Here is a 17,707-nt window from a genome sequence, read left to right on the forward strand (position 1 = left end):
AGGGAGTGGGGGCGTTCGGCCGGGTCGCTCGTGCTCGCGGCTCAGGCCTCGATCCTCGCGCCACTTTCACGCGAAGCTCTCTAGCAGCATGCCGATCACCAGGCGCCAGCCGTCGACTAGCACGAACAGCAGCAGCTTGAACGGGAGCGACACCAGCACCGGCGGCAGCATCAGCATGCCCATCGAGATCGTGACGCTCGCCACGACGATGTCGAGGATCACGAACGGCAGGTAGATCTGGAAGCCGATCAGGAAGGCCGTCTTGAGCTCGCTGAGCATGTACGCGGGCAGCACGGCGGCGAGCGGCACGTACTGCTCGTCGGGATTCGGCTCGTACAACGCGTAGTTGTCATGGATCGCGCCGGTGTCGGGGTCGATCGCGTCCGGGAGCCGCTCGAGGAACAGGACCACGTCCCCCTCGCTGTCGGTCCGCTTGATCTGCCGGCCCATGAAGTCGCGGAGCGGCGCGGCGGCGCGCTGGAACGCTTCCTCCAGCGTGAGCTCGCCATCGGTGTACGGCTTCACGCCCTCGGTGTAGCTCTCGTTCCAGACGGGCGTCATGATCAGGAGCGTGACGAACAGCGCGATCGAGGTCAGCACCTGGCCCGGGGGCGCCTGCTGAGTGCCGAGCGCCTGACGCAGCAGGCCGAGCACGACGATGATCCGCACGAAGCTGGTGGTCATCAGCAGCGCCGCGGGGGCGAGGCTGATCACGGTCAGCAAGAGCATGACCTGCAGCGACGAGCTCAGCCGCTCGGGCTTGGTCCACTCGTCGGGGCCGCCGAGGCCCAGCAGGGCGACCGGCTCGTTGTCTGCTTTCTGATCGACCCGCGCGACCCCGGGCGTGTCGATGAACTCCGCTTCCGGGTCGAGCACCACCGGCGGCTGCGCCGCGACCGGCGCGGCGATGAGGGTCGCCAGCAGCACAGCGAGAAGCAGCCTAACCATCGCCCCGGCCCCCCGGCGTGTTGGCGTACGCGGCCGCGAGCGACCGCGGGTCGAACGCGCCGTCGGCGAACCCGCGGGGCCCGTCGCGGTGGTCGTGGGGGTCGTGGTCCGCGTAGCCGCCGAGGAAGCCGTCGTCGGCTCTGGTGAGCGACATCTGCTGCAACAGGCTGTCGAACTCCGCTTCGGCGCCGGCGCCGCGGCTGTGCTCGCACGCGGCCACGAGCCGGGCCACCTCGGCCGGGTCGGTGATCTCAGTGAGCGTTTCTACCCCCTCCGGCGTGATAGCGACGAGAACCAACTTCGGCCCCACACGCACCAGCTGGGTCATCTGCTTGCCGCCAAGCGGCGCGCGGCCGAGGACTTCGACCACGTCGCGCGGCAGCACGCGCGCCGACTGCGGCGTGCAGCAGCGGATCAGCCACACGACCGAGATCAGCATGCCGACCGCGACCAGCCCGGCGCCCACCGTGGCGGCGAGCTGCTGGCTGGATGGCCGCCATTGGAGCAACGATTCCAGCGGGTTCGGGAAGCTGGGCGCGGGCTCGCGGCGGCGGGCGAGCAGCCGCTGGGCTGCGCTGGGCGAGACCAAACGGTTGTCGGGCTCACCGGCTGACGGCCCTGCGGCGGATCGCCCGTCGACGCCCTCGGCGGCCGCTTCGGGCCGCCCTGCGGGCGGCTCCGCGTCGAGCGACGGTGGCTGGGCCGGCGGTTCGCTTTGCTCGGCGATCTCTTCTACGGTCAGCGGGGTGAGCGGCTTCGCGGCGTGCGCGTGGAACGTCGCCGGCGCCACCTCGTGATCGACCCGTCGCGCGAGGCCGACGGGGCCGGCGGACGTCATGCCCGGCCGGCTCTGGCTGAAACGCTCCGGCGTGAGGTCGTCGCCCGCCGCCGCCGACAACGGCAGCAGCCAGAGGGCGAGCGTCGCTAGCACGGGCGTCGGGCGGTGCGTCGGCATAAGGCGGGGCGCTGCTTGAACCATTCCGCCGAGAATCGGGCGGAAGGTCGGCTTATAGGCGCCGCCGCGGGAGGGAGGAAGAGCAATGGCGGACGGACGGGGGGCGAGCGACGCTACGAAAGAAGCGTTCCCAGTCGCCCGTCACCAGAGTGAAGCCATCCGCCGCCCGCCACACCCTCAAGCGACCGCCGAGTCGCCCACGATCAGCTCGGTGACTCGCACGCAGAAGTTGTCGCTCAAGACGAGCACCTCGCCGCGGGCGATCAGCCGGCCGTTGACGTACACGTCGACCGGGTCGCCCGCCAGCTTGTCGAGCGTGACGACGGCCTCCTTGCGGAGGCGCAACACGTCTTCGATCGGCATGCGGGTGCGGCCGAGCTCGATCTTCAGATCGAGCTGCACGTCGCGCACCAGCTCGAGGGTAGCCGAGTCGGTGTTGGCCGGCGTGCCGCCGAACGACTCGAGGCGAAACGGCTGCACGCCTTCGGGCAGGTCGTCGTGCGGCTCGTCGAGCGACGCGATCGCCTGCTGGGCGCGGCTGAGCAGCAGCTCGACGTCGTTCCCCGACGCGCTGTAGGCCTCGCCAGCTAGGGGGGCCTCCTCTTGCGCGTCGTAGGGGCTGGGGCCCGCCATGAGGGCTTCGATCTCGTCCTGGCCGAGGGTTGGCTGGTCGCCATCGGCTGGCCCTTCGTCGGACCGCCCGGCGGGTCCCGAGGGACCGGGCGAAGCGCCGGCGAGCAGGGCCTCGATGTCGTCTTGGTTGAGAGACTCGTCGGCCATGGGCGCCCCTCCTTGGGCACGCTGAGTCGCCGGGGCCGTGCTAGCGTTGCACGAAGTTCAAGCGAGCGAAAACGACCTCGCGGACCATCGGCCTGCCGATGGTTCGGTTCGTCTTCTCAAGTATCTGCCGCTTGATCAAGCCCAGCCCGGCCCCGACCAGGTCGCCCGCGTCGGCGCCGATCAGCGTGAGGTTGATCTGTTCCTTGATCCGGTTGGCGTGCGCGGCGTAGTGCGTGTCGAACTCCACTTGCTCGCTCGTGAGGATGACCCCGTACACCGACACCTGCAGGTTGAGCGTGGTGTCCGATTCGGGGCTGTAGCGGCTCACGTTGTCGGTGTAGAGCTCCACCTCGACGGTCTCGTCGGCCGGGGACAGCGGCGACGGGTCCGCGTCGGCGACCGGCGCCTCCTCGCCCTTGGCCGCGTGGGCCAGTTCGCGGGCGAGCTGCTCGGTCTCCTTGGCCGAGGGCACGATCATCGCGGCGGCCACCATCTCGACGACCACCAGCGCGGCGACCACCCCTCCCGCTTTGGCTAGGCGGAGGATCGCTCCGCCCCGTTTCTGGCCTTGTTCGGTTTCGTTGCTCATCGCACGGCAGAGGTTTCTAGGGAAGCGTTCACAGGGGGGCGGCGGGCGTCTCGTCCCACATCAGGACCTCGACGCGGGCGTTCTTGCGGCGGCTCTCGACGTCGGTCCGCTCGTCGAGCGGTTCGTGGGAGCCGGCCGAGCCGAGGCGGATACGCTCGGCCTCCACGCCCTGCTCGAGGAGGAAATCCATCACGTTGCGGCCGCGTTGGTGGGCGAGGCCCCAGTGGTCCCAGCCCTCGACCGGCAGCCGCGACGCGTGGCCGCGGACCTCGATCTTCTGGGGCTTGCCGAGGATCTGCGCGGCGATCTTGCGGAGGGCCCCTTTGGACTCGTCGGTCAGCTCGACCGACTCCTCGTCGAAGTACACGACGCCCCCGACCGTCGTGTCGCGGCCCGGCCGAACGGTCCGCACGAGGCTGTCTTCGCCGGTGACGCTCTTGACCGGGTTGCCGCCGCGCATGATGTCTTGCCGCTTTGCGCGGCCCGCCGCGGAGATCGACGGCAGCGACGAGTTCGTCGGCGGCAAGCGGCCGGGGAGCAGCGTGGCGATCGACGCGTCGGGCCCGAACTGCCGGCGCATCGACTCGAGCATCATCTGGAACTTCTCTTGCTCTTTGATCTCGCTCATCGACACGAGCATGATGAAGAACGTGAGCAGCAGCGACATCATGTCGCCGAACGTCACGATCCACTCGGGGATGTCGCCGGCGCCGTCGTCGTCGTCCATTGGTGGGGCTTCGGGCTACGGGCTACTGGCTTCGGGCGGCGGGCTTCGGGCTTCGGGCAGACGCCGGCGGATTGTGTTGGTCGGTTGGCCGGAACCCCGAAGCCTGAAGCCCGAGGCCCGAAGCCCCCGCTAGGGGGCCGCTTCCTCTGCCTGCTTTGCGCGGAGCTTGGGGGGGATAAACGTGTTGAGCTTCTGCTCGATGACCCGCGGGTTCTCGCCGGCCTGGATCGCCATCACGCCCCGCACGACGATGTCCATCGCGAGCAGCTCTTGCTTGTTCGTGTAGCCCAGCTTCTCGGCGAAGGGCAGGAAAACCACGTTCGACGCGACCGCGCCGTACAGCGTCGTCAGCAAGGCGACGGCCATGCCGGCGCCGATCTTCGACGGGTCGCTCATGTCGCCGAGCATGATGATCAGGCCCATCAGCGTGCCGATCATGCCGAAGGCCGGCGCGAAGCGGCCCATGCAGTCGAGCAGCGCCTTGCCGTCGCGGTGCCGCGTGGCGACCGCGTCGATCTCCGTGCGGAGGATGTCTTCCATCACCTCGGGCCGCGTGCCGTCGACCGCCATCTGCACGCCGAGCTTGACGAAGTCGTTCTCGATCTCGCCCAGGCGGCCTTCCAGCGCGAGCAGGCCTTCCTTGCGGGCGGTCTCGGCCAGAGCGACGAGCTGCTCGATCAGCGCCGCCGGCTTCTCGACCTTCCACATCAGCACCTTCATCGACACGCCGAAGACGCTCAGGAAGTTCTGCAGCGGGAAGCTGATCAGCGTGGCGGCGATCGCGCCCCCCACGACCACCATCACCGAGGCCGGATCGAGGAACGCCATCAGGTTGCCGCCGCCCAACACGATCGAGGCGAGGATCAACACGATCGCTATGACGACGCCGGCGGCGGTGGCGATGTCCATGCTGTGATAGCGGGGGCGATTAAACCACGGGTAACTCGGACAAGCAGCACGGGGGGCGCCGCGCGGGGCGACGCGCCGACTCAGCCCGAGGTGTCCGTGTTATCCGAGGTCCGTCGGGGGGTGGGCCGGGGCAGCAGGTTCTTCGACTGGTGGTACTCGAGCGTGCGGCGGAGCACGTCGTCGGGGGGTTCGGCGACCGCGATCCGGTCGCCCGTCGTGAGGGTGATGAACGTGTCCGGCCGCGACTCCACGTACTTGATCAGCTCTGCGTTGAGCAGGAACGATTCGCCGTCGAGTCGGGTCAGCCGGATCATCGGTACAAGCGTTTCAGCCCTTGCGACGTGGCTCGCGGCGCACCGCGTGCCGCCGAACCGTAGCTCACCCGCGGGCGCCGTGCGGCGTGCGATCACCTCTGCAGCGCGAGCAGCTCGTCCAGCAGCTCCTGGGCCGTCGAGATCACCCGCGAGCCCGCTTGGTACTGGGTCTGCGCGAGGATCATCTCGATCAGGTCCTGCCCGATGTCGGTGTTCGACAGCTCGACCGCGCCGGCCGTGATCGCCCCCAGGCCGTCCTCGCCCGGCGTGCCGCGGAACGGCTCGCCAGAATTGACGCTGGGGGCGTACAGGCCGTCGCCCAGTTGGCGGAGGCCCTGCGGGTTGGCGAACCGCGCCATCAGCACCTGGCCGAGCGTGCGCTGCGTGCCGTTGGAGAACTGGCCCTGGATGAGGCCGCTCTCGGTGATGATGAAGTCCGTGAGCACGCCCGGCGGGAAGCCGTCTTGGCGGATCATGTTCAGGCTGCTGACGGCGTCGCCCGAGGAGTTGGTCTCCGCGAGCGAGGTGATCTCGCTGAGGTTCAGGTCGATCTCCAGCGGCGACTCGCTGGCGGTGATCTCCCGCGAAATGCTGATCCGCGCGCTGGGCGCGCTGACCAGGTTGCCCCGGCTGTCGAAGACCATCACGCCGTTGCCGACGGATGTCGTGAGCTCCGGCGGGGTCGGGTTGCTGTCGCCGGAGCTCGCGTACCAGCGGTAGGTCGTGCTGTTGCTGTCGGCCGCTTCCAGCACGGTCGTCATCCGCACCGTGAGCGGCGACCCGAGCGAGTCGTAGACCAGGAACTCCGTGGTCGTGCCGGGGCCGTTGGGCTCCTGGGTCTCCGAGAAGTTGATCGGCACGGTCTGCGAGACCGAAGCGCCGGTCGGCGTGAGGCGGAACGCGGTCAGGGGGATCGACACCGCGTTCTCTTCGCCGTAGTTGCTGGTGACGGTCAGCACGCCGTCGGAGATCGAGACCGACCCGCCGCCGATGGGCAGCGGCACGTCGTTGACGTTCGACTGCGTCTGCAGGCCGACGGCGTCGTGGATGAAGTCCATCAGGTCCTGAACGGTCGTCGTCGAGGTGACCTGCAGCTCTTGGGTCGCGAGCGACGACCCGCCCAGCTCGCCGGTGAACGCGAGCGTCCCCTCCTCGAACACGTTCACGTAGCTCGCCCCGTCGCGCTGCGTCACGTCGAGCAACGCGGTGCCGCTCCCCGCGCGGGCGACGCCGCGGCCGTCGAAGTCGAGCGTGGTCGCCGACAGGTCGGCGCTGCGGGTCTTGTCGATGTAGCTGTCGACGTAGCCCCCCTGGCCCCGCGCGTCGACCGTGTCGACCAGGCGGTAACTCGAGGAGTCGCCGGACGCGTTGCGGTAGATCCGGATCTTGTTGTAGCTGGGGTCGTTCGGCGCGGCCAAATCGCCGAGGTCGATGCGGATCGAGCTGAAGTTGTCGTTGACCGCGTACGTGCCGAACAGCTCGGAGGGCCGGGTCTCGTCGCCGTTGGCCGAGTTGTAGTACGTGAAGTAGTAGCTGTAGGAGCCGTTGTCCAGCGCGCCGGTGTCGAGCGCCGGGGCGGTGGCGAGCGTCGCGTCGTCGAGCGTGTCGGTGTAGGTCGACGCCGCGATCGGCTGGGTCGCCACCCGATAGAAGTCGGAGCCGCCGGCCTCGGTGCGGTAGATCCGCATCTGCGCGTACTGGCCGCTCGTGTCGGTCGGCAGCGACGACAGGTCGATCTGGTCGTTGACGCCCGCCGTCACGCTGAACTCGGTCGAAGCGGAGGTCTCGGCGCCGTTCACGTCGAGGAAGGTGACGCGGTACGTGTATTCGCCGGGGGTAAGGCCCGTCGGGCTGCCGGTGTCGGTCACGCCGGCCACGCCCGGCCCCGGCGCGGTGCGGATAGCCAGGTCGCCGCTGGTGAAGCCGGCGTCGTCGGGTCGCTCGACCGCGTCGTTGGTGAAGACCTCCGACTGGATCTCGGCCGGCACGGTGCCCGACTGGACGGTCGGGTTCAGCACGCCCTGGAAAACCGCCTCGCTGGTCGCCTGAGCGACCCGCTCGCCGCCCAGGGGGATCTCGATCGGCACGGGCCGGGCGGTCTGCAGCTCGTAGCGGTCGTTCACGCCGTAGCCGAGCAGCTTGTTGCCGGTCGACGTGACAACCTGGTTCTGCGAGTTGAGGTTGAGCTGGCCGTTGCGCGTGAACAGCTCCTCGCCCTGGCCCCCCTGCACCAGCAAGAAGCCGTCGCCCTGGATCGCCAGGTCGAGCGGGTTGGCGCTGATCTCGATGGTGCCCTGGTTGAAGTTGGGGGAGATCGAGGCCACCTTCACGCCGAGGCCGATCTGCCGCGGGTTGGTGCCGCCGTTGGTGTCGCTCGGCGCGGAGCCGATCGACTGCGTCTGGAGGAACTGCGTGGCGAACACCACCTCGGAGGCCTTGAAGCCCACGGTGTTCGAGTTGGCGATGTTGTTGCCGATCACGTCGATCGACGCCTCGGACGCCTGCATGCCCGTGAGGGCGGTCGTCATCGCGGATTGAAGTCCCATTTTCGCTCGACTCCGTTCGGGTCGTTCTCGCTAGTGTTCCTCGCCCGCGGCGCCGTCCGCGGCGCCGCGTCCCCCCGCTCTTGTCGGTGTGCTACAGCGTCTGCACGTTGCGCACGTTGTTCAGCTTGATCGTCACCGAATCCGCGAAGCGGATCACCTGCCGAGAGCCGGTGAGCAACTCTTTGCCCAGGCCGGCGTCGCCGACCGTGTCGGTGAACGCGACGCCGCCGCGGCCGGCCGGCAGCGAGCCGATCAGGTGCAGGTCGCCCGAGCCCGTGCGGTCGGTGCGGTAGACCTTCTTCGGCGTGTCGGTCTGCGGCAGGTTCTCTAGGCGGATCGAGCCGGCGAACTCGTCGCCCAGCTCGCTCGTGCTCGCCGGGACCTGCACGCTGAAGCGGGTCCCCTCGGACTCCCAAACGACCTCGTAGTTGTAATCGCCCTCGGCGACCTCGCCCTCGCGCTCGCCGGCGCTCGTTTTGGACTCGACGGCGATGTCCAGCGCCGGCTGCCCGTCGTTGATCGCAACGCGTTGCACCAGTCCGGAGACCGGTTGCCCCCCGTCGGTGACACCCTCCACCTCGGTCCCGATCAGGCTGGTGGCCGTGGCGACGTTCTGGCCGAGCAGGACCGAGTCGAGCGTCTCGCTGAGCCGGTCGTTCGCGCTGATCTCTCGGATCTGTGAGATCGTGTTGAGCAGCTCGGCGTTGTCGGTCGGGTCGAGCGGGTCTTGGTTCTGCAGCTCCGCCAGCATCAGCTCGAGGAACACGTCGAGGTCGAGCTCCTTGATCGAGTTGCCTACCGGCTGGGGGGCCGGCGTGTTCGACGCGAGTGAGCTGATGCTGGACATGACGGGGATTGCCTGTTGGCGGTGGGCGGGGGGGGGCGTCGGACCGGGCGGTCAGGCGACGAGGTTGATCTGTTCGTCGCCGAAGTAAATGGTTTCAACCGCTAGCGGTTGGCGGGCCCCGCCGGTCTCGTTCGGCTTGGGAGCGCCGCCCGCTTTGTGGGCGGTCCGGCCGTCGGGCGAGTCGTCGTGGCGGTGGTCGTGGTGTTCGCCGCCGCCGTGGCGCTCGGCTTGGTCTTGGTTCCCCGAGTCGTCGCGAACGTCGACGTCGAACTTCTCGATGCGGATCTGCTGCTGCTCCAGGCGGTCGCGTAGCTGGGGCAGGTTGTCGAGCAACGCGTTCCGCGCGGCCGGCGACTCGGTTTCGAGGGTGGCCGTGAGCACGCCGTCCTTGACTTCGATCTGCACACGCAGCGTCCCCAACTCGGGCGGGCTGAGCCGCAACTCGATCGGGCCACCGCCGCGGTCCTGCGCCAGCTCGAACGCCCGGGTCACACGCCCCACGAACCGGGCCGGGTCGACCGACACCGTCGGGCCGGGCGCCGCGCCAGGCGGCGCGGCGATGGGGCGGCCGCCCGGCCGTTCGGCGCCGTCCGCTTTGCCGGTCGCGGGCGGGGGGGCTTCTGCTTCGCTGGGTACAGGTTCCGCGTCGCCCGCTTCGCTGGGTTTCGCCGCGGGGGCGGGGGGCTGTCGCGGCGTCGATTGGAGGGGCTCTGCGTCAGCTTCGGCGGACGCCGAGTCGGGTTCGCCGACGGCGGCGACCGCCGGCTGTTCGGGCGGATCGGCTGGCGGAGAGTCTGCGGCTTCGGATCCGAAGGCTGAAGCCGCTCCAAGCGACGCCGCCGGTTGCGGCTCGACGGGCGTCGCGGTTTCGGCCGTCGGGCCGGCGCCGCCGGAGCGGGCCGCCTCGACCGGGGTCCTTGTGACCGCTGCGCCAGCCGGTCCGGCCGCGACGGCTGTCGACGCGTCTGCGGGCTGCGGCGCTGTCTCGTTGCTTGACGGATTGACCTCGGCCGTCGGCGCCGATCCGCTCGCGAGCTGAGCGGCGCCCTCGGTCGGCGGCGAGTCGAGCGGGGCTCCGGAGGTCGGCGTGGCTTGCGCCGCAGGCTCGACGGCCGGCCTGGCGGCGACCTCCGGTTTCGCCGGAGCGACCGCCCCGGATGCTTGGCCTGTCTCTTGGACCACGCCTGTCTCTTGGACCACCGTTCCCACCGGCGGCGCGCCCAGCGGTGCGGACGTCGGGCTGGCTTGGGCGCCGGCGGGCGTCGGATCAGCCGGATCGACAGCCGGGCCTTCGCCGCTCTGGGCGGCTCCGGGGGTTTCGGCTTCGGGTTGCGTCGCCTCGTCGCGTTCGGCCCTGTCGTTCTCGGCCCTGTCGGATGGCGGCGTCGTTGGTTCCTCGCTCCGCTGCTTCTTGTCGGCGTGGGCCTTCGGCGTGCCGGGCGAGGGGGCGTTTTGCCGCCGGGCGGGCCGCGCGGCGTCGGCGAGGTCGTCCGCGAACTGCCGCGCGTCGTCGGCGGCCTCTCTCGCGCGCGGCGGCGGCGCTGTGATCGACAACAGCGTTGGTGATTGCGATGTCTTTGGGATAGCCGCCATCGTGGTTTCCCTGGTTAGGCCCCGCCCCGGCCGAGCATGTCGAGCGCTTCGGTGAGCACGCGTTGCTTCGGCCCCCCCTCGAGCTGCAACAGCTCGAGTTCGTGCAGCTGGGCTAGCTCCTGCTCGCCCTCGAATTTCTTCAGGATGGCCTGCCACGTGTCGGTCGACATCCGCTCGATCACCCGCACCACGTCTTCCTTGGCGCGTTGTTTTTCTTCCGGCGTGACGCCGCGGTCGAACATCTTCAGCAGGAGCTCCTTGGCCATGTCGGGCTTGGCGAGCGTCAGGTCGCGGACGACCGCCTCGACGCCCTCGTCGACCGCCTCCTCGGCTTCTTGGTTCAGGCGCTTCTCGAGTTCGCGGGCCATCTCGTCGAAACGGTCGCGCTCGCGCATCAGCTGGCTGAGGCTGTGTTGGAATTCCTTTTGCCCGCGTTCGAGCGTGACCATCTGCACCTCGGCGCCGCGGAGGGCGATCTGGCGGACGCGTTCTTGCTCGGCGAGCGAGGGCTCTTCGGGCGGGATCTCGCGTCGCTCGGGTTCTTTCTGTTCCGCCGCTTTGTCGAGGTTCACGCCGTGCACGATCGCGACGATGCGGAACAGCCGCTCGTCGGTCAGCCGCTCGGTCTGCCACAGGTAGCCCACCCCGAGCGCGACCGACACGACGGTCGCGACGGCGGCGTAGCCGATGGCGGCGAGCAAGAATCGCATAGGGCTGGGCCGTGCGGCCTAAGCTGTTTACGGGGTTGAGAACGGGGCTTCGGCTGAGGCCCGGCGCGCGGCCGAGAACTCGTCCAGCAGGCGGCCTTCGCGCTTCGCGGCCGCGCGGCGTTCGCGCGCCACGTGGCGGTCGCGGAGCACCTCCAAGGCGCGGACCTCGCGCTCGGCGTCGGCCAACGCGCCGCGGCGCCGCTCGATCTCGGCCTCGATCGCGTCGAGGTTCTTGCGGAGCAACCGCTGGTCGCCGCGGAGCACCAGGTCGTACCGCCCCGCGTTGAGCAGCCACGACGCGTCGGCCGTTCCGGCGGCGGTCGCCTCGCGGCGCTGCTCGGCCAGCACCGCTTGCTGCCGGGTCGCCTCGGCGAGCCGCGATTCGAGCGTCTCGGCCGCGCGCAGCGCCTCGCCCAGGTGCGCGCGGGCCGCGTCGCGGCGGGCCTCGCGCAGGCGGGCGAGCGTTCGGAAGGGGAAGGGCTTGGGCATTGGGCTCGCCTGGTTGCGGCGGTTCTCAGTTGGCGGGGCGCAGCGGCTGCGCCGCCGCTACGCCGGCCGGGCGGGGGCGGCCGGCCGCGGCGGCTTTCTGGGCGATCTGTGCGAGCCGCGACGCCGCTTCGGCCGGGTCGGACGGCTCGTCGACACGCTGGCGGAGGAAGTCGTCGATCTCCGACCGCAGGTCCAGCGCCGCGTCGACCTCGGCGTTCGCCCCGCGGCGGTAGGCGCCGATCGAGATCAGGTCTTCGTTCTCGGCCAGCGCGGCGAGCATGCCGCGCAGCCGCGCGGCGGCCTGCTGCTGCTCCGGCGGCGTGATCTGCGGCGCGAGCCGGCTGATGCTTTGGGTCACGTCGATCGACGGGAAGTGCCCCTTGCCCGCCAGGCGCCGGCTCAGCCACACGTGCCCGTCGAGCAGCCCTCGCAGGCAGTCGGCGATCGGGTCGTCCGGGTCGTCCCCCTCGACGAGGACCGAGTAAAAGGCGGTGATGCTCCCCGCCCTGGTCGCGCCGGCCCGCTCGACGATCTTGGGCAACAGCGCGAAAGTCGAGGGCGGGTAGCCGCGCGTGGTCGGCGGCTCGCCGGCGGCCAACCCCGACTCCCGGCTGGCGAGCGCGGTGCGGGTGAGCGAGTCGACCAACAGCAGCACGTGCTTGCCCGTGTCGCGGAAGTGCTCGGCGATCGCGCTAGCGGTCGAGGCCGCGCGCACGCGCATCACGGCCGGCTCGTCGCTCGTGGCGACCACCACCACGCTCTTCCGCCGGCCGTCCGGCCCCAGGTCGTTCTCGAGGAACTCGTTCACTTCGCGGCCACGCTCGCCCACCAACGCGGTCACGACCACATCGGCCGACGTGTAGCGCGTCATCATGCCCAAGAGCGTGCTCTTCCCCACGCCCGACCCGGCGAACACGCCGAGTCGCTGGCCGCGTCCGCAGGTGAGCAACGCGTCGATCGCGCGCACGCCGGTGGCGAGCGGCGCGCGGATCGGCGGCCGGTCGAGCGCGCGGGTCGGCGGGGCGTCGATCGGCGTCCGGTGCGACAGCGCGGGGCGGGGGAGGCCGTCGATCGGCGCGCCGCTCGCGTCGACGACGCGTCCCAGCAGCCCATCGCCCACGGCGATCCTCCGCTTGGTGTGCTTCAGCCGCACCGGTTGGCCGCGACGCACGCCCGCCAGCGGCCCCAGCGGCGAGACCATCGTCAGCCGCCCGCGGAACCCGACCACCTCGGCCTCGACCCCCGCCCCGCCCGCCGCGCCGATCTGCACCACGGCGCCGACCGGCGCAGGCAGGTCCGCGACCGTGGCCAGCAGGCCGGTCGTTTCGACGACCGACCCGGTCAGGCCGGTTGGCTGCGCGTCGGCGAGTAGCTCGAGGATCGACAAAGGCCGGTTCGTAGTGGGTTGGACGGGCGCGGACGGTTTTCAGGCGAGCAGCTCTTCTTCCAGGCGCGCGAGCTGCGTGGCGAGCTGTTGATCGATCTGGCCGTGGCGGGTCTCGACGCGGCAACCGCCCGGCGCGACGGCCTCGTCCGCCACGAATCGCGCGTCGGCCAGACCGGCGGTCGCTTCGGCCAGCCGCTCGCCGTGGCCGCGCAGGTGATCGAAGTCGCTCGGCGCCAGCCGGACGGTGATCTCGCTCGCGCCGGCCGCGTAGCGGAGGGCCTCTTCCAGCCAGCTCTGGCTGATCGTGACGTCCGACCGCAGCTCGCGGCGCACGACACGCTCGGCGATCGCGACGGCCAGCCCGACCGCCGAGGCGCGCCAGTGTTCGAGCCATTCCCCGCGGGCGGCGCCCAGCTGCTCGACCGCCGAGTCGAGCGCCGGCCGGAGCGTCGACAGCTCGCGGGCGATCTGCTCGGTGAGCCGCTGGCCGATCTCGCTCTCGGCCTCGGCGAGGCCGTCGGCGCGGGCCTGCGCGCGGATCGCGTCGGCTTCGGCGCGGGCCTCTTCGACGACTCGCGCGGCCTGGCCCCGCACGTCGGCCACGTACCGCTCGCCCCGAGCGGCCATGTCGCTCAGGCGGAACTCGACCGGCTGGGGCGAAGGGTCGCTCGCCGCCGATTCGGCTCGGTTGCGTCGGATGATGGTCGCCATCGGTTCATGCCTCCGTTGGGCCGGCGGCCCGCGTGCGGTGGCGGCGGGCGACGACCCGTGCGGCCGCGCCGGCCAGCGCGAGCTGCGCGCGGTCGATCTCTGCTAGCGTGGTCGGGCCCACCCGGTGCACGCGGCGCCGCAGCTCGGCCGCCGCTTTGCGCGTCATGCCGTTGGTCAGTCGCGCGAACAACGCGTCGCTGGCGCCGGCCAGCGCGAGCAACGCGGTGCGGCCGTCGAGCTGACCGGCGGCTTCCGCCAAGGCGCGGGCGTCGAGGCGGTGGAGCTCGTCGAAGGCTATCGGCGGCGGGGCCGGCTGCGCGGCTCTGGGAGGGGTTGGTTTCTTCAGCGGTTGCGTCGGCGCCGGCGTGGCGGGCTCGCTGTCAGCCTCGGACAGCTCCGCGGCCGCTTCCGGGTCGGTGACCGCCAGCCCATCGAGCAGCGCCCGACGGTCCCGTTCGGGTGTGGCCGCGAGGATCCGGCGGATCGACTCGAGCCGGTCGCTCCGGCGGCGCCGTTCTGCCTCTTTGGTTTGCACCCAATCCGCCAAACCGCTGGCGATGACGCGCAGGCTGTCGGGGTCGGCTTCGCCGGCGGAGGCCAGCTGCGCGACGACCCGTCCGCGCTCGGCGGTCGGCAACTCGGCGAGCACCGCGGCGGAGAGCCCCGGCTCGAGGTAGCCGAGCACCACCGCGATCGCCCGCGGCTGCTCGCGCGACAAGAACTCGGCGATCGCGCGGGGGTCGGCGTCGCGCAACGAGCGGAGCCACTCGGCGCCGTCGGGCGGGTTGGCGGCGACCGGGATCGTGGTGGCCGGGCTCGTGGTGGCCGGGGCAGGGGGGGGAGCGGCCGCCGCGGCCGTGCTCAGGTGCAGCTCGACCCCGCCCGCGTCGGACCGATCGGCCGGCTGGGCGGCGGCGTCGAGCTGGGCGATCGCCGCACGCAGCGACGACGCCTCGCCGGGCGTGAGCCGTGCGAGCATCGCCTCGGCCGCCTGCGCGTCCAGGTTCTGGATGAACCGGGCGGCGCGGCGGATCGGCGGTTCGGATTGAGCGGGGGTCGCCATCCTGGCGGGCTCTCGGGGCGGCGTCATGCCGCGGCGTTATCGGAGTTGTTGATCCACGATCGGAGGATCGCGGCGGCCGCGTCCGGGTCGGTCGCGACCATGTCGGTCAGGTCGTCCTTCAGCGTGTCGGGCTTCTTGAGCTTGAGCTTTGGCCGGTCCGGCTCGTCGTCGTCGCCCTCGGCTCGGTCTTGCTCGTCCGCGGCCAACTGCAGCGACGGCAAGCCGGCGGGCGGCGGCGTCTTGCCGCCGGACACGACCGACCGCAGCATCACCAGGCTGAAGACAGCCAGGCCGAGCATCGCGACCCCGCCGCCGTACTCCTGCGCAATCGCCATCGCGCCGGAGGCCATCGACGGCGTCGGGATCGGCGGCTTGGGCAGGTCGCGGAGGAAGTTCACGTTGACCTGCGCGTACTCGTCCTGGCCCAAGGCGAGCTTCGGCAGGATCGGCTTGACGATGTCCTTGACCTTCTCCTTGATCGATTCGCGGGTCTGCTCGAGCACCGCGCGGTCGATCGCCGCGGGCGGGGCGCCGTTGGCGTCGGCGTTGTCTTGGCGGTAGACGAACTCGACGTACGACTCGGGGATCACCACCGTGGCCTCGGCCTCCTCGAGCTTGAAGCCCGCCATCGTGCGGACCTCGGTCGAGGAGCCGACCACGTTCTGTTGGTCGCTCACCTCGTTCGTCCGCTCCGTCCGGTCCGCGGCCGCGAGGCCCTCGCCCGGCGCGGGGGTGGGGCCGTTTTGCTCGAGGCCGACGCGTTCGGCCGGCCCCGCGTCGATGCGGGTCTCCGACTCGTCGATCGAACTCCGCGCGACGGTCACCGGGTCGGGCTCTGGCTTGACCGACCGGATCTGCATCTGGGCCACGTTGTCGATCCGCGCGTTGACCTGCACCCGCACGCCGGGGATGTCGGCCAGGGCTTGCAGGATCGAATCCTTGATCCGCCGCTCTTGGATCGCGATGTTGCGGAAGTAGGGGTGGTCGATCTCTTCGGGCGACACGCCCTCGCCGGTGTCGGCGATGCGGTCGGGCCCCAGGCTGGTGACCTCGATCTCTTCCACCGGCACGTCGAGGGCCTTGGACACGAAGTCCTTGATCGTCGCGACCCGCGTTGGCGTGAGCGACTGGCCCACGACCGGCTCGACGCTCACGGCGGCCGTCGCGTGGCGGCCCCGCTGGAGGCCTTGGGTCTGGCGCACGTGGTGCATCACGAACGCCTGATCGACGAACGACAGCTTGCTGAGGATGATCGACGCGCGGTGCTCGTTCGCCGCCCGCACGCGCTGCTCCTTCGTGCCGCGGAAGTCGAGCACGCTGCCGCCGTTGACCGCCTCCTCCATCAAGCTGTGGAAGGAGGGGGGCAGCTCGCGCGCCTCGGCTACCGCGGCGATGGCGTCGTTCCTGTCGCGGCGCGCGACTTTGATCCGCTCGCCCTCGATGGTGTAGTCGATCCCCGCCCCCGCGATCGCCGCCTCGACACGCGCCAGCCGCTCGCGGCCGATCGGCGTGCCGCCGAACAAGTACTCGTCCGGCCCGGTGGCCGCCTGCTGGAACAAGAACCCCAGGCTCACCACCACCACCGCCAACAACAGCCCCGCGGTCACCCGCGCGCCGGGCGTCATCGACGCGAACAGCTCGCGGACCTGGGCGATGAGCGGGTTGATGAAGTCCATCGGGTAGGCTGTCGGCTATCGGCTATTGGCTTTCGGCGAGTTGATTGAAGGCCGACGGCCGAGAGCCGACAGCCGACAGCCGCCTGCTAAATCCGCACTTCTTGGATCTCGCGGTACACGTCCATCAGCTTGTTGCGCACCTGCATCGTCAGGCGGAAGGCCATGTCGGCCTTCTGCACGGCGGTGAGCACCTCCGCCGGGTTGACGTCGCCGCCGGTGAACAGGGCCTCGACGGCCTGGTCCGCTTCGGTTTGCATGCCGTTCACGTGCTCGATCGATTCGAGCAACAGGTTCTTGAAAGAGCCGCCCTCGGCGGCGGCCGGGTCGCGCCCGATCGCCAGGTCGCCGCCGACGATCGGCGCGGCGCCCAGCTTCGGCGCGCCCGGCTGCGGGGCGAAAGCGGTTTGCGGGTTGATCGCGTTCATCGATCGGTTCCTTGTTCAGCCGACGCGTCAGGCGAGGATCTGCAGCGTTCGCTCGCCCAGGTCCGCGGTGATCTCCATCACGCCGATGTTGGCCTCGTACGCGCGGGTCGCCTCGAGCGCGTCGACAAACTCCGTGGTCATGTTCACGTTGGGCATCGCCACGTAGCCGCGTGAGTCGCTGTCCGGGTGGTTCGGCGCGTAGCGCATGATCGGTTCGGCGGTCGACGTCTGCACGCCCGACACCCGCACGCCGATCCCGCCGGCCGAAGTCGTCTTCGACGCGTCGGCCGCGAAGGTCACGTACCGCGGGCGGTAGGGGCCGGCGCCGTCCTCGCCGCGGGTGGTGGACACGTTCGCCAGGTTCGAAGCGATCGCGTCGAGCCGCGCGCGCTGCGCCATCAGTCCCGACGTGCTGATGTCGTAACTGCTGAACATGTCGCTCCGCTCCGCTGATCGGGTTAAACAACCGACTCGCTGATCGCCGCTTGGAGCTGGCGGAACTGCGAGGTCATGAGGGCGATCGCTAGGTTGTGCAGGCTCTTGTTCTTGTTGATCTGGGTGATCTGTTCTTCGAGGCTCACGTCGCGACCGTCGTGGTAGACCAGCCGGTGGGCGGCTTCGTCGGCCTCCGCGAAGCGGTCCACGCCCAGCGGCCGCCGGCCGCCGGCGCCGAGCGACACCAGGCCGGTCGGCTCCTCGGCGAGGGGCCCGATCACGTAACCGGGGCTCTCGACCGGCCGCTCCGCGCGGATCGCTCGGGCGAGGCTCTGCTGGAACGCCTCGACCGACAGGTCGCGGGTCTTGTAGTCGGGCGTGTTGATGTTCGCAATATTGCCCGCGAGCACGCCATGCCGTGCTTGCGTGAACGCGAGCACCCGCTCGAGGACCGGCAGCGTCGAGTTGGCGAGCGGGTCGAGTGGCATCGATTGGTTTTCCCTGAGCGCAGGACGCCGCGCCGGAGTGCACTCCGCGTGCCGCGGAGCGCACGGGGCGTGATCCCCGGTGTTCGGCCGCGTGGCGCGGCTGCCCCGCGCGGTG

The 17,707-nt window shown here is 70.6% G+C and carries 19 protein-coding genes; all 19 read right to left on the minus strand.

All coding sequences use genetic code 11. The features are described 5' to 3' along the window. Positions 1-66 precede the first annotated feature (66 nt). The 19 genes from fliP to RIC11_RS09245 all read right to left on the minus strand — a co-directional run bounded on the left by fliP (position 67) and on the right by RIC11_RS09245 (position 17,592). Positions 67-948: a flagellar type III secretion system pore protein FliP gene (gene fliP, locus RIC11_RS09155; RefSeq protein WP_350210505.1), complete on the minus strand. Its 882-nt coding sequence runs from the start codon at positions 946-948 to the stop codon at positions 67-69. Next, the gene (locus tag RIC11_RS09160) at positions 941-1,903 is read right to left on the minus strand and encodes a FliO/MopB family protein (RefSeq protein ID WP_350210506.1); all 963 of its coding nucleotides are present in this window, start codon (positions 1,901-1,903) and stop codon (positions 941-943) included. Before RIC11_RS09160 ends, fliP begins: the two co-directional genes overlap by 8 nt. A 177-nt stretch (positions 1,904-2,080) precedes the next feature. Beyond that, the gene (gene fliN / locus RIC11_RS09165; RefSeq protein WP_350210508.1) at positions 2,081-2,683 is read right to left on the minus strand and encodes a flagellar motor switch protein FliN; all 603 of its coding nucleotides are present in this window, start codon (positions 2,681-2,683) and stop codon (positions 2,081-2,083) included. Positions 2,684-2,723: 40 nt separating this feature from the next. Then, entirely contained in the window at positions 2,724-3,272 is a 549-nt protein-coding gene (locus RIC11_RS09170) for a hypothetical protein (RefSeq protein ID WP_350210510.1), read from the minus strand. A 28-nt stretch (positions 3,273-3,300) separates the two neighbouring features. Then, on the minus strand, positions 3,301-3,999 hold the full coding sequence (locus tag RIC11_RS09175) for an OmpA/MotB family protein (RefSeq protein ID WP_350210511.1): 699 nt from the start codon (positions 3,997-3,999) through the stop codon (positions 3,301-3,303). Between the two features lie 129 nt (positions 4,000-4,128). Beyond that, complete coding sequence (locus RIC11_RS09180) at positions 4,129-4,908, minus strand: motility protein A (RefSeq protein WP_350210513.1); 780 nt, start codon at positions 4,906-4,908, stop codon at positions 4,129-4,131. An 80-nt stretch (positions 4,909-4,988) separates the two neighbouring features. Then, complete coding sequence (locus tag RIC11_RS09185; RefSeq protein ID WP_350210514.1) at positions 4,989-5,222, minus strand: flagellar FlbD family protein; 234 nt, start codon at positions 5,220-5,222, stop codon at positions 4,989-4,991. A gap of 92 nt (positions 5,223-5,314) precedes the next feature. Next, positions 5,315-7,768 carry a flagellar hook-basal body complex protein gene (locus RIC11_RS09190; protein ID WP_350210516.1) on the minus strand — a complete coding sequence of 818 codons (2,454 nt, stop codon included), beginning with the start codon at positions 7,766-7,768 and terminating at the stop codon, positions 5,315-5,317. A 91-nt stretch (positions 7,769-7,859) separates the two neighbouring features. Next, a complete protein-coding gene (locus tag RIC11_RS09195) occupies positions 7,860-8,615 on the minus strand; it encodes a flagellar hook assembly protein FlgD (RefSeq protein ID WP_350210518.1) in 756 nt (251 codons plus the stop codon). Positions 8,616-8,666: 51 nt separating this feature from the next. Further along, positions 8,667-10,208 (minus strand): flagellar hook-length control protein FliK, encoded by a 1,542-nt coding sequence (locus RIC11_RS09200; protein ID WP_350210520.1) that lies wholly within the window; start codon positions 10,206-10,208, stop codon positions 8,667-8,669. Between the two features lie 14 nt (positions 10,209-10,222). After that, entirely contained in the window at positions 10,223-10,918 is a 696-nt protein-coding gene (locus RIC11_RS09205) for a hypothetical protein (RefSeq protein ID WP_350210521.1), read from the minus strand. Between the two features lie 27 nt (positions 10,919-10,945). Further along, on the minus strand, positions 10,946-11,407 hold the full coding sequence (gene fliJ, locus RIC11_RS09210; RefSeq protein WP_350210523.1) for a flagellar export protein FliJ: 462 nt from the start codon (positions 11,405-11,407) through the stop codon (positions 10,946-10,948). Positions 11,408-11,432: 25 nt separating this feature from the next. Further along, complete coding sequence (locus RIC11_RS09215) at positions 11,433-12,794, minus strand: FliI/YscN family ATPase (protein ID WP_350210525.1); 1,362 nt, start codon at positions 12,792-12,794, stop codon at positions 11,433-11,435. A gap of 39 nt (positions 12,795-12,833) precedes the next feature. Next, positions 12,834-13,505, minus strand: coding sequence for a FliH/SctL family protein (locus RIC11_RS09220; protein ID WP_350210526.1), 672 nt, complete (start codon positions 13,503-13,505; stop codon positions 12,834-12,836). A gap of 4 nt (positions 13,506-13,509) precedes the next feature. Continuing rightward, positions 13,510-14,568 carry a FliG C-terminal domain-containing protein gene (locus tag RIC11_RS09225; RefSeq protein WP_350210528.1) on the minus strand — a complete coding sequence of 353 codons (1,059 nt, stop codon included), beginning with the start codon at positions 14,566-14,568 and terminating at the stop codon, positions 13,510-13,512. Positions 14,569-14,591: 23 nt separating this feature from the next. Further along, a complete protein-coding gene (locus RIC11_RS09230) occupies positions 14,592-16,244 on the minus strand; it encodes a hypothetical protein (protein ID WP_350210529.1) in 1,653 nt (550 codons plus the stop codon). Positions 16,245-16,330: 86 nt separating this feature from the next. Beyond that, complete coding sequence (gene fliE / locus RIC11_RS09235; RefSeq protein WP_350210531.1) at positions 16,331-16,669, minus strand: flagellar hook-basal body complex protein FliE; 339 nt, start codon at positions 16,667-16,669, stop codon at positions 16,331-16,333. Positions 16,670-16,696: 27 nt separating this feature from the next. After that, on the minus strand, positions 16,697-17,104 hold the full coding sequence (flgC, locus tag RIC11_RS09240) for a flagellar basal body rod protein FlgC (protein ID WP_350210533.1): 408 nt from the start codon (positions 17,102-17,104) through the stop codon (positions 16,697-16,699). 23 nt (positions 17,105-17,127) lie between these two features. After that, positions 17,128-17,592 carry a flagellar basal body rod protein FlgB gene (locus RIC11_RS09245; RefSeq protein ID WP_350210535.1) on the minus strand — a complete coding sequence of 155 codons (465 nt, stop codon included), beginning with the start codon at positions 17,590-17,592 and terminating at the stop codon, positions 17,128-17,130. Positions 17,593-17,707: the final 115 nt, after the last annotated feature.

The organism is Botrimarina sp. (assembly GCF_040219535.1).
Taxonomy (GTDB): Bacteria; Planctomycetota; Planctomycetia; order Pirellulales; family Lacipirellulaceae; genus Botrimarina.